General features: G+C 73.5%; 8 protein-coding genes and 1 pseudogene. 8 read left to right on the top strand and 1 reads right to left on the bottom strand.

The annotated features are described in order from the left end of the window. The first annotated feature begins 31 nt into the window (after positions 1–31). Entirely contained in the window at positions 32–598 is a 567-nt protein-coding gene (locus AC0OLQ_RS11255; protein WP_484531271.1) for a TetR/AcrR family transcriptional regulator, read from the top strand. A 78-nt stretch (positions 599–676) separates the two neighbouring features. Here the strand turns inward: AC0OLQ_RS11255 and AC0OLQ_RS11250 are convergent, their stop codons facing one another. Beyond that, positions 677–1,717: an App1 family protein phosphatidate phosphatase gene (locus tag AC0OLQ_RS11250; protein ID WP_357333101.1), complete on the bottom strand. Its 1,041-nt coding sequence runs from the start codon at positions 1,715–1,717 to the stop codon at positions 677–679. 119 nt (positions 1,718–1,836) lie between these two features. Between AC0OLQ_RS11250 and AC0OLQ_RS11245 the strand changes: the two genes are divergently transcribed. The 7 genes and pseudogenes from AC0OLQ_RS11245 (at position 1,837) to AC0OLQ_RS11215 (ending at position 11,803) form a co-directional block, all read left to right on the top strand. Beyond that, positions 1,837–3,447: an ArnT family glycosyltransferase gene (locus tag AC0OLQ_RS11245; protein ID WP_484531270.1), complete on the top strand. Its 1,611-nt coding sequence runs from the start codon at positions 1,837–1,839 to the stop codon at positions 3,445–3,447. Between the two features lie 22 nt (positions 3,448–3,469). Then, positions 3,470–4,267 carry a peroxide stress protein YaaA gene (gene yaaA, locus AC0OLQ_RS11240; RefSeq protein ID WP_484531269.1) on the top strand — a complete coding sequence of 266 codons (798 nt, stop codon included), beginning with the start codon at positions 3,470–3,472 and terminating at the stop codon, positions 4,265–4,267. Between the two features lie 108 nt (positions 4,268–4,375). Further along, positions 4,376–5,041 (top strand): hypothetical protein, encoded by a 666-nt coding sequence (locus AC0OLQ_RS11235; protein WP_484531268.1) that lies wholly within the window; start codon positions 4,376–4,378, stop codon positions 5,039–5,041. Between the two features lie 254 nt (positions 5,042–5,295). Next, complete coding sequence (locus tag AC0OLQ_RS11230) at positions 5,296–7,560, top strand: helix-turn-helix domain-containing protein (protein WP_484531267.1); 2,265 nt, start codon at positions 5,296–5,298, stop codon at positions 7,558–7,560. Positions 7,561–7,722: 162 nt separating this feature from the next. Continuing rightward, on the top strand, positions 7,723–8,694 hold the full coding sequence (locus AC0OLQ_RS11225; RefSeq protein WP_484531266.1) for a protease inhibitor I9 family protein: 972 nt from the start codon (positions 7,723–7,725) through the stop codon (positions 8,692–8,694). A gap of 139 nt (positions 8,695–8,833) precedes the next feature. Next, positions 8,834–9,654, top strand: a pseudogene (locus AC0OLQ_RS11220) (HARBI1 family protein). Between the two features lie 91 nt (positions 9,655–9,745). Continuing rightward, positions 9,746–11,803 (top strand): S8 family serine peptidase, encoded by a 2,058-nt coding sequence (locus AC0OLQ_RS11215; RefSeq protein ID WP_484531265.1) that lies wholly within the window; start codon positions 9,746–9,748, stop codon positions 11,801–11,803. The last annotated feature ends 98 nt before the right edge of the window (positions 11,804–11,901 follow it).

Here is an 11,901-nt window from a genome sequence, read left to right as displayed (position 1 = left end):
CAACCAACCAGTCGGTAGGTAGCCTTGGCTCATGGTCCGAACCCGCGACGCCGACGCGGCCCGCCTTCGCATCCTGCGCGCCGCCACCTCCGAGTTCGCGGCGTACGGGATCGCGGGCGCCCGGATGGACCGGGTCGCGGCCCAGGCGGAGAGCGCCAAGGAGCGCATCTACGCGTACTTCGGGAACAAGGACGAGCTGTTCGACATCGTCCTGACCACCGTGATCCGGGAGACCCTCGACGCGGTCGACTTCGACGCCGCCGACCTGCCCGGGTACGCGGGCCGGATGTTCGACTACTTCGCCGACCACCCGCAGGCCCAGCGCCTCACCACCTGGTACCGGCTGGAGCGCCCGTCCGGGTCCGCCCTGCGGGCGGTCGTCGAGGCCAACCGGACCCGGCTGGAGGCGCTCGCCGCCGCTCAGGCGACGGGCCGGATCGGCGCGGCCTTCTCCCCCGTCGAACTGCTCACCCTGGTCCAGGCCATCGCGAGTTCCTGGGGAACGATGAACCCGGAGTTCGCCGGCGCCGCCGCAGCGGTCGACCGGGCGACCCGCCGCCGCGCCGTCGTCGAGGCGGTCCGCCGCCTCGTCGCGTGATCATGAGGTTGGCGGCACCGGAGGAAATCGTCTTCGCCGCCAACCTCATGATCAACGGCCTGAGGTGAAGGTGGCGGGTCAGACCAGGCCGGCTTCGCGGAGGAGTTTCCAGAGGCCGGCGCCGTCCGGGGCGGCCAGCCACTTCTGGCCCACCGGGCCGGCGGAGGGGCGGCCCGGCGGGGCGGGCAGGCTGCCGGCGAGCACCGACTGGGTGGGCGAGAGCCGGCGGATCGCCACCCCGGCCACGTTGTCCGGGTGGGCCGCCGCGAACTCGCGGTAGATCTCCTGGTCGTGCTGCCCGTCGTCGCCGATCAGCAGCCAGCGGACGTCGGGGAACTCCCGGGCCAGCCGGGCCAGGGTGGCCCGCTTGTGCTCGCGGCCGCTGCGGAACCAGCGGTCGGCGGTCGGCCCCCAGTCGGTGAGCAGCAGCGGCCCGGCCGGGTAGAGGTGCCGCGAGAGGAACCGGGTCAGCGTCGGCGCGACGTTCCAGGCGCCGGTGGAGAGGTAGAAGACCGGGGCGCCGGGGTGGGCGGTGACGAGGCGTTCGTAGAGCACCGCCATCCCGGGGACGGCCGCCCGGGCGTGCTCGTCGAGGACGAAGGTGTTCCAGGCGGCGAGCAGCGGCCGGGGCAGCGCGGTCACCATGACCGTGTCGTCGATGTCGGAGAGGATGCCGAACCGGACCTCCGGGTCGAGGATGCGGACCAGCGCCTCCACCGGCTCGGCGTCGGCCACGCTCAGGCGTACGCAGCCCCAGCCCGGGGTGAAGTCGGCCTTGATGATGGCGTCCACGAAGCCGCTGCGGTCCGCGGTCGCCTCCTGGCGTACGCCGCCGGCCTCGATGGTGACCTTGGCGTACTTGGCGGGCAGGGTGGTGAAGCTGCGCCAGCCCCGGACCTTCTCCAGCCGGCCACGCTGACGGGTGTCGGGCCGGCCGAGCAGCACCCGGCAGAGCACCCGCGCCCAGCCGGGGGCGCCGTACCCGGCGTACGCGACGATGTTGACCTGCCACCCGGTGCGCCGCAGCCGGCGCTCCACCAGGCCGTGCAGGGCGTCCTCGATGCGCGCGGCCCGATGCAGCTGCGGCACGGCCAGTTGGTCGGGTGGTGTGGGTGGCACGCTGTCACCCTGCCACAACCCGTGCGGACCGGCCACGCGAGTGGTGTCCGCCGATCCACCCCGCCGCCCGGTGCCCAGCGTGACAGACTGCGGTCGAGGCGACGACGGGGGCGTTGGTCGTGTCAACACCAGAGCGGGGCCCGGGACGGTGGCGTCCGGCGCTGGACCGGCCGGCGCTGGTCGCGCTGCTGCTCGGCGTGGCCGGGGTCGGCTACCGGCTGGTGCTGACGCTGCTCACCCTGCCCACCTCCAACAGCGACGAGGCGACGTTCGGCCTGGCCGCCCTGCACATCGCCACCGGCCACGAGCGGCCGGTCTTCCTCTACGGCCAGCGCTACATGGGCGTGCTGGAGTCCTACCTGGCGGCCCCGCTGGTCGGCTGGGGCGGGGCGAGCTGGCCGCTGCTGCGGCTGCCGCTGGTGGCGCTCTACGCGGTCTTCCTGTGGCTGGCGTACCGGTTGACCCGCCGGCTCTTCTCCCCCTGGTTGGCCACCTTCGTGGTGGGCCTGCTGGCGCTCGGCTCCGAACGGGTGGTCCGCGACCAGCTCACCGTGGTCGGTGGCCGGCCGGAGGTGAAGCCGGCGGTGCTGGCGATGGTGCTGATCGCGGTCGCCCTCGCCGAGCACCGGGTCCGGCACCGCTGGGTGGCCACCGGCCTGTTCGGGCTGCTGGCCGGGGTGGCGCTCTGGTCGGACTGGCTGATCGTGCCCTACCTGGCAGTGGCCGGGCTGCTGCTGGTCTGGGCCGCGCCCCGGGACCTGGTGGGGTGGCCGGGGGTGCTGCTGGTGGTGGGCTTCCTGGTCGGGATCGCGCCGATGGTGAAGGACAACCTGGTCGCCCCGGAGGGACAGGACTCGCTGTCGGTGTTCCGGGAGATCAGCACCAAGGACGGCGCGACGCCGTCGGTGTGGGAGCGGCTGCACGGCGGGTTGCTGGAGGGGGTGCCGCTGGCCTCCGGGCTCTGCCCGATGGACGGCTGCGCCCGCTGGGCGCAGTGGTTCGGGGTGCTCTATCCGGTGCTGCTGGTGGCCGCCGCCGGGTTCGGGCTGGTCGCGTTCCGCCGGGCCGCGGATCCGGCCGCACGGGTCCGGGCCGTGGCGATCCTCGCCCTGGTCGTCGGGGCGGCGTTGACCCTGCTGGCGTACGTGCGCAGCCCGCTGGCCGCGACCGACCCGCTGGGGAACTCCCGCTACCTGTCCGTGCTCCAGATCTCGCTGCCGGCGGTGCTCTGGCCGCTCTGGCTGGCGGCCGCGCACGGGGTGCGGGTCACCGCGGGCGTGGCGGCCCGGCTGGGCGGCGCGCTCGCCGGGCTGGTGCTGGCCGCGCTGACCGCCGCCACGCTGGCCGGCACGGTGGCGTTCGTGGCGGACGCCCCGTCGCTGCGCGCCGAGGAGGGGCGGGCCCGGGAGCTGGCCGACGCGGTGGGCCGGGTGGGCCTGCACGAGGTGTACACGGACTACTGGACCTGCAACCGGCTGATCTTCAACACCGGCGAGGCGGTGGTCTGCGGGGTGCTCGACGGGAACCTGACCCCCGGGCAGAACCGCTACCCGGCGTACTGGAAGCGGGTGGGGCGGGCGGCCCGCCCCGGGTACGTGGTGCCCGCCGGATCGTCGGCGGAGCGCGGGCTGCGCCGGCTGCTCGGCGACCGGGCCGACGCGGCCGTGGTGGCCGAGGCCGGTGGCTATCGGGTGTACCACCCGGAGAGCGCCGTGCGGCCGTGGCGCTGAACCCGGCCCGTACGCTGTGCCGATGCTCATCCTGCTGCCCCCGTCGGAGGGGAAGGCCGAGGCCGGCACCGGCCGGCGGCTGGACCTGTCGAAGCTCTCCCTGCCGGAGCTGAACCCGGCCCGGGAGGAGGTGCTGGCCGCCCTGGTCGACCTCTGCGCCGGCCCGGACGAGGCGGCGGCCCGCGAGGCGCTGGGCCTGAGCGAGGGGCAGCGCGGCGAGCTGCGGCGCAACGCGCGGCTGCGGGCGGCGGCCACCGCGCCGGCCGGGCGGATCTACACGGGGGTGCTCTACGAGGCGCTCGACCTGGCCACGCTGCCGCCGGCGGCGGAGCGGCTGGCCCGCCGCTCGGTGCTGGTCAGCTCGGGTCTCTGGGGCGCGGTACGCCTCACCGATCGGATCCCGCCCTACCGCTGTCCGGTCGGGGCGCGGCTGCCGGGGATCGGGGCGCTGTCGGCGTACTGGCGCACGGCGCTGGCGGAGGCGATGGCGGCGGCCGCCGGGAAGGGCCCGGTGCTGGACCTGCGCTCCGGCGCGTACGCGGCCACCTGGGCGCCGCACGGGGCGGTCGCCGAGCGCACCGTGACCGTGCGGGTGCTGCACGAGCGGGACGTGGACGGCGTGCCGACCCGGTCGGTGGTGAGCCACTTCAACAAGGCCACCAAGGGCCGGCTGGTCCGCGACCTGCTCACCGCCGGGGCTCGGCCACGCACCGCCGACGCGCTGGTCGGGGCGCTGCGCGAGCTGAAGTACGCGGTCGAGGAGCAGCCGCGGGCGGCCGGCGGGCCGCGCCGGCTCGACGTGGTGGTGACCGAGCTCTGAGGGCGGGTTGCCGCAAATTTTGCTCAAGGCTCGGGCGCAGCGGTTTCGCGGCGCGGATGGCGGGGGTCACGGTTAGGGAACCCCGACACCGACCAAGGAGCTGTTCCGATGGCCCCCGAGTCCGCCACCCTGCTCGACCGGCCCCGCCAGTCGTCGCCGCCCCCGCCACTGGACTGGCTCACCCTGGCCGACGCCTTCGAGGTCGCCTGCCTGGTGCGCTGCACCCCGCCCCCGGCCGCCGACGCCCGCCGCATCGACGTCGGGCGGTACCGGGGCGGGATCGCCGAGTTCAACCGCGAGGACGCGGCGCAGCGGATGCGGCAGCTGCTGCATCGGCTGGACGTGCCGGTGGAGCACGAACTGACCACGGGCGGGCTGCGCCGCCGCTACGTGCTGCACCGCCTGTCGGTGTCCCGGGAGCACCGGGCGGCGTACGCGAAGCTGCTGGAGGCGGGCTGGCGGCAGGGCCGCCGGGAGCTGCTCGGCGGGCCCTTCCCCGGGGCTTCCACGGCCCGCCGGGTGTGGCGGCCCCGGCTGGCCGCCGCGGCGTGGCGCGCGGCGCTGCTCGCCGGTGGGCGGCACGTGCGCCGGCACAGCCTCGGCATCCGGCTGGCCGACCGGGACCTGGCCGCCGTGCTGGTCCGGAGCGCGGCGCTGCTGGAGGTCCCGGCGGCGCTCCGGCCCGGCTCGGGCTGCTTCCTGGTGAGCGTGGCCAACGGGGCGCACCGGGTGCGGATCACCGAGAGCGCGGCACTGGCCCCGGCGGCCTGCTGAGCCGCGCCCGCCGGTCGTCCGCCGACCGGCATCCCCGGTCGACGCCAGCCGGTGACCCAGACGGCGGCTCCTTGCGCCGCGGAGCGGCGGCGGCTGCCGTACCGCGGCAACGTGCCTGCAACAGCACCGGGCTAGCGTCCAGTTGTTGTGCCGCGACCTGCGGGCCGTCCCGTCACCGAAAGTGTGGATCCAGCTTGCTTCCCCCCAGCGCCGACCATGCGGTCCCGCCCGTACCGGGGTGGCACACCGGTGACGTGCGACAGCTGGCGGCCCTGCTGCGCGAGCACCGGATGGCGGCGCGGCTCAGCCAGGAGGCGCTCGCGGAGACGGCCGGGGTGGCCGTGCGGACCGTACGGAACCTGGAGGGCGCCCGGATCGCCCGGCCACGTCGCCGGACCGTGGAGGAGCTCGCGAACGCGCTCGGCCTGACCGGCGAACCGCGCGCCCGGCTGCTCCGGACGGTGCACGGGATCGCGCCGGCGCCGGCTTGGCAGCACAGCAGCCTCCCTCCGGTGGTGCCGGACTTCGTCGGTCGGCAGGCCGAACTGGACCAGCTGGTCGCGCAGGCACGGTGCCTCGCCGAACAGCCGGGCAACGCCACGGTCGTGATCAGCGGCCAGCCGGGCATCGGCAAGACCAGCCTGGTCGTGCGGGCCGCGCACGCCCTCGCGGGGGAGATACCCGGTGTCGCGTGCCACGTCGACCTGCGCGGCATGGACCTGGCGCCGCTCTCGGCCGACCAGGCGATGGAACAGCTGCTCACCACCCTTCGTGGCGGCCGGGGCGGGCCGTTGCCGCCCGGCCCGGGCGAACGGCTCGCCCTCTACCGGATGCTGACCGCCACCCGCCCCGGGCTGCTGGTGCTCGACAACGCGGCCACCGAGGCGCAGGTACGACCGCTGCTCCCGACGGGTCCCGGCTGGGTGACGCTGGTCTCCAGCCGGTTCAACCTCGGCGGGCTGGAGAGCACCGGCCGGCTGCGCCTGACGGACCTCGACGAGGCCACCGCGACGAGGCTGATCGAGGAGATCGTCGGCGCCGACCGGGTGTCGGCCGAACCGGAGGCCACCACGGAACTCGTCCGGTTGTGCACCGGACTGCCCCTCGCCCTGCGGGTGGCCGGTAACCGGCTCGCCTCCCGACCGTCCTGGAGCGTCGGCTGGCTGGTCGAGCGGATCCGCGACGAGACCCGCCGCCTCGACCTGCTGCATCCCGGCGACACCCGGCTCCGCGCCGGGTTCAGCCTGTCGTACGACCAGCTGCCGGAGATCGCGCGGCGGACCCTGCGCCGGCTCGCGTTGCTGCCCTGGCCGGACTACTCCGCCGCCCCGGTGGCCCAGTTGCTGGGGGTCGACGTCGGTGTGGCCGAGGCGGCGCTGGAGACGCTGGCGGACGCGAGTCTGCTGTCACCGGCGGCGGCGCCCGACCGTTACCTGCTGCACGACCTGCTTCGCGTCTTCGCCGCCGAGCGCCTCGCCGCCGAGGAACCGCCGTCGGATCGCGACGAGGCCGCCGCCCGGGTCCGGGCGTGGTTGCTCGGGATGGTGGAGGTCGCCGGCCGGTGGCTCGACCCCGACCCCAGGCGGGAACCGGCCGCCGGCACCGGGTTCGGCGACGTCCATGCCGCCATGGCGTGGCTCACCGCCGAGCGGCACGGCTGGTGGTGGGCCGTGCGGCAGGCCGCGGCGACCGGGCGGCACCGGGACGTGATCGCGGCCGCCGACGCGCTCTACTGGTACTCGGACCGCTACCACCACGTGATCGACTGGTCGGAGCTGTTCGGCCTCGCCGTCACCGCGGCGCAGGCCAGCGGCGACACGGTGGCGGAGGCCGCGCAGCGCAACGCCCTGGGCTGGGTGCAGACCGTGGTGCTCGACCAACCGGCGGACGCGATCGCGCAGCACCGCGAGGCCTTCCGACTGGCCGCTGCGGCAGGTGACCGGCGAAACCTCGGCTGGGCGTGCTTCTACCTCACCGGGGAGCGCTACCGCGCCGGCGACCTGGCGGGCGCCGCCGAGGCCTGCGTTCGGGCGCTGCGCGAGTTGACCGGCGCGGGGGACCTGACCGGGCGGATCGTCACGTCGTACACCCTGGCCGACATCCGGCGGCAGCGCGGCGAGGCCGGAGCCGCCGTTACCCACCTCCGGCGCGCGCTCGACGACTGGCAGGCCGCCATGGTCGACCAGCCGGCCCACCACCACCTCGCCAGTCGTCCCCTGACGGGTTGGATCCACCACCGGCTCGGGCGTGCCCACGCGGACCTGGCGCAGTGGCCCGAGGCGATCGCCTCGATGGAGGCGGCAGCCGCCGACTTCGCGGCCGGGGGCGACCCGTACGGCTCTGGTGAAGCCGCGCTGGGCCTCGCCGAGGCGCTGCTGCGGGCCGGCGACTCCCGCGGGAAGCGGGTCCTGCTGGACGCGGTACGGGACTTCGAGGCCGACGGCGACCAGGCGCGAGCGGCGCGGGCCCGGCAGCTGCTCGACCCCCGCCCGGGCGCCGATACGGCAGATTGCCGGTGATCTTGCCTGGTCGACCGAGGTCGTCGACCTTAGCGTCTCCTTGAACGTCATCCAGGCTGCCGACGACGAATGGCAGCCCGCCAATGGTGGTGAGCCGGATCGGTGGGGTGGCGTGTCCAGGCTTTGGGAGCGCTTCCAAGCATTGGTTCTGAAAGGAGCCTCGTGGCTACGAGCACGAGTAGTACCCGGCGCCGGAGGGGGCTGGCCGTACCGCTGCTGGTCCTCACCCTGGCCGGCGCCGGCACGGTCGCCACCGCGGGTACGGCGTCGGCCGCATCGACCGGGTCGGCCAGGGTGGCGGACAGCGGCCTCGACTTCAGGCCCGCCGAGAACGGTGACCGGGTGGACCTGACCGGCGGCGGGGGCCGCAGCGGGAAGTCCGACAAGACGCAGAAGAGCATCCCCACCAGCCCCGCGCGATACGTTGTCGAGCTGGTTGATGATCCGGTGACCACGTACACCGGCGGGATCCCCGGGCTGGCCCGGACCCGCCCGGCAGCGGGCAAGCGGCTGGAGCCGCACTCGGCGGCGGCGAAGGCGTACCGGCAGCACCTGGGCATCCAGCGCAGCGCTGTGGCCGAGGCGGCCAAGGTCAAGGTCGACCAGGTCTACACCACCGCCTTCGACGGGTTCTCCGCCACGCTGACTCCCGCTCAGGTCGACGCGTTGAAGCGGGACAAGCGGGTCCGTTCGGTCACCGCGTCCCGGGCGTTCAGCATCAACCAGGCAACGCCGGGGGCGGCCACGCCCACCCCGACGCCCGCCGCGCCGACAACCGCCGAGGCAACCGGCGCCGCGACGGCCGGTGCGCAGACGCCCGCCGGGTCGAAGCCGGGCAGCGACACCGGCGCCGGGATCGTGATCGGTGTCCTGGACTCCGGCATCTGGCCGGACAGCCCGTCGTTCGCCAAGACCATGCCGGCGCCGGCGGGCTGGCACGGCACCTGCCAGACCGGGTACGCCTTCGTGGTCGAACACTGCAACGGCAAGATCGTCGGTGCCCGGTACTTCGCCGACACGTACCTCGCCGCCACCGGCGGACTGCCGGAGGGCGAGTACCTGTCCCCCCGCGACATGGTCGGGCACGGTACGCACACCGCGTCGACCGCGGCCGGACTGAACCTTTCCGCGTAACGGTGTGAGTGCGGCGGGTAGCCGCCTTGGCGGTCGGTGCGGACACGCCCGAAACTGTTGCGGTGCAAGGGAAAGACGCAGAACCCCGGTATGAAGTGGTCCTCTCACAGATCAACTTCAGTAGGGGTCCTGCGTCGCCATGAGTGTCACATACACCGCCGAGCTGTCCGTGCGCGAGGAGACCGTGTTGTTCCTGTCCGGGCTCCTGCACCGGCAACGGCAGCGGCTCGGGACCCGTACCGGGACGCGGTCGCTGAGCTGCTTCAAGCAGGCGATCCTGGTGATCCGCTGGTTCCTTGACGGCACTCGGGTCAAGCAGTTGGCCATCGACAACCAGGTCAGCTCATCGACCGGCTACGCCTACCTGCACGAGGGCATCCGGGTCCTCGCCGCGCACGCGCCGGGCCTGGAATCGGTGCTGTTGGCCGCGAAGATGGCCGGCTACGCGCACGTGAACATCGACGGGACCCTGATTGAGACCGACCGGTGTCGCACCCCCGGACCGACGCCGGGAGTGGACCTGTGGTGGTCCGGCAAACACGACAACCACGGTGGCAACGTGCAGGTCGTGACCGCTCCGGACGGGTGGCCGCTGTGGACCTCACCAGTACGGCCCGGCCGGGAACACGACACGACGCCCTACGCGAACACGACATCCTGCCCCTGCTGGTCACCTGGACCAACGACCAGCGGCGGGTACTCGGCGACCTCGGCTACGAAGGCGAAGCCGACACGATCACGACCGCATTCAAAAAGCCGAAGAACGGCACCTGCACCACCGTGCAGCAGCAGTTCAACAAGGCACACAACGGCGTCCGCGCCATCGGCGAACGCGGCAACTCCCTGCTCAAGACCACCTTCAAAGCGCTGCGCAACGTCAGCCTGTGCCCCTATAACATCGGCAGGATCACCGCGGCGGCCCTCGTACTCCTGCACGTCGAGCACAACCGCACAACCTGATCACCCAACGCCACGACCCGTTACGCGGAAAGGCTCACTGCCCGTCGAGCACGTCACCATCTCGGGGCGGGACTTCGGTTCGACCTCCGGCGTGGCGCCGGACGCGCAGATCGCCGTCTACAAGGTCCTCTGGGGCGGTTCGGGGTACGACGCCGACATCATCGCCGGCATCGACGCGGCGGTCGCCGACGGCGTGCAGGTGCTCAACTATTCGATCGGAAAGCAGCTGGGGGACTGGGAACCCAACACCCCGATCGGCACCGCCTTCCTCAACGCCACGCTGGCCGGGGTCTTCGTCTCGGCGGCCGCCGGCAACGACGGCTTCAGCGGCGCGATCAGCAACGCCCAGCCGTGGGTGACCACGGTCGGCGCGGCGGTGACCAACGTGAACGAGGGGACGCTCCAGCTCGGCAACGGCACCAAGATCGTCGGCGCCTCGCTGGACGTCCTCCCCGGTGGCCAGCCCCGACCGCTGGTCTTCGGCAAGCAGGCCGGCAGTCTGGACGACGGCTCGGCGTACTGCTACGACCTGGACCCGGCGAAGGTGAAGGGCAAGGTGGTCGCCTGCGCCCTGGACTACCCGTACGGCCAGGTGGCGGAGGCCAAGGCCAGCGGCGCCGCGGCGCTCATCCTCTTCGACCCATGGGGCAACTTCCGGGTCAACTCGATCTACGACTTCCCGGTGCTCTACCTGAACACCAGGGAGCAGGCCGGCAAGCTCTTCAACTACCTGATGCGCCACCCGACCGACGGCACCGCGCTGGTCACCTCCGGCGGTGACGGCTCCAGCGTCCCCGCCGGCGTGCCGAGCGTCGCGGACTACTCGTCCACCGGGCCGGACAAGACGCACACCGGGCTGATGAAGCCCGACCTGGTCGCGCCGGGCAGCGACATCATCGCGGCCGTCTCCCCGCCCGGTAACTTCGGCCGGCAGTACGACGCGTACTCAGGCACCTCCATGGCGGCCCCGCAGGTGGCCGGCGCGGCCGCGATCCTGCGGGCGGAGCACCCAGACTGGTCGCCCGGGGCGGTCGCCTCGGCGCTGCGGACCACCGCCACCGACACCGTGGGCACCGACAACCCGCTTGCCCAGGGCAGCGGCCTGCTCGCCCTGGACCGGGCCGACGACCCGGGGCTGGTCATCGAGCCGGCCGCCGCGGACCTGGTTGCGTTCGGCGCGGCGGCCCAGCCGGACGGCCGGGACCTGAACCTGCCGTCGATCTCGCTGCGCGAGTACGACGGGACCAAGCAGGTGACGCTCACCCGCAAGCTGACCAACGTCGGCGGCAGGCAGGAGACGTACCAGGCCTCGGTCACCGGGCTGCCGGGCATGGAGGTCAGCGTGTCGCCGAAGGCGGTGACGGTGCCACCGGGCAAGACCGCCACGGTCACCATCACGCTGCGGCGCGGCAGCGCGCCGTGGGACCGCTACGTCACCGGCGCGATCACCTGGCGCAGCGCTGCCCATCAGGTGAAGGTTCCAGTCGCCGCGCGCCCATGGGGCATCTCCCCCAGGATGTACGACGACAACCTGGAGGACTTCAACCGGCTCGCCACCGGCGCCTACGGGGTGCTGCAGCCGGGCTTCACCGGCAAGATCTCCGGCCGGTCGACCGGCTACACCCCCGTGCGGTGGGAGTCGTACTCGATGCCGGCGGGAGTCAACGGCGGCGTCTTCGACCCGCAGGCCCTCGGGGTGCGGGCGCACACCTTCACCGTGCCGGCGGGCAGCGCCGGGATCGTGGTGCAGACCGCCACCGACGACCCGAACACCAACCTCGACCTCTGGCTGTACAAGGGTGACAAGCTGGTGTACCGGAGCGCCAACGACTGGCACAGCCTCGAGCGGGCCTGGGTCTTCATGCCGGAAGCCGGCACCTACACGGCGTACGTCTTCGCACAGACCGCCGGCGGCCCGGTCATCGACTACCGGCTCGGCCACGTGATCCTCAGCCGCGATGGCCACTACGCCCCCGCCACGCTGGAACTTCCGGCCCGGGTGGAGCGGGGAACGACCCCGTCGTACAAGCTCCGGCCGGACGCTCCGCTGGAGGAGAACCTCGAGTACTGGGCGTACACCGAGTTGTCCACCAACGGGGAGGTGGTCCCCGGACAGCTGGTCTCCACCGAGCAGTTCTGGTGGGAGTGACGGGCTGATACCGGATGCGGTGGGGCGGAGCCGTCGGCTCCGCCCCACCGCGCCGCCGCCCCACCGCGCCGCCGCCCCACCGCGCCGCCGCCCCACCG

Source organism: Micromonospora sp. Utrum1, assembly GCF_057197805.1.
This window is presented reverse-complemented; position numbering and strand designations above follow the sequence as displayed.

What these genes read in the sequence shown, in the direction of transcription:
- AC0OLQ_RS11235 (WP_484531268.1), top strand. Translation starts at nt 4,376, where the DNA reads ATGGCCCCCGAGTCCGCCACCCTGCTCGACCGGCCCCGCCAGTCGTCG.
- yaaA (WP_484531269.1), top strand. Translation starts at nt 3,470, where the DNA reads ATGCTCATCCTGCTGCCCCCGTCGGAGGGGAAGGCCGAGGCCGGCACC.
- AC0OLQ_RS11255 (WP_484531271.1), top strand. Translation starts at nt 32, where the DNA reads ATGGTCCGAACCCGCGACGCCGACGCGGCCCGCCTTCGCATCCTGCGC.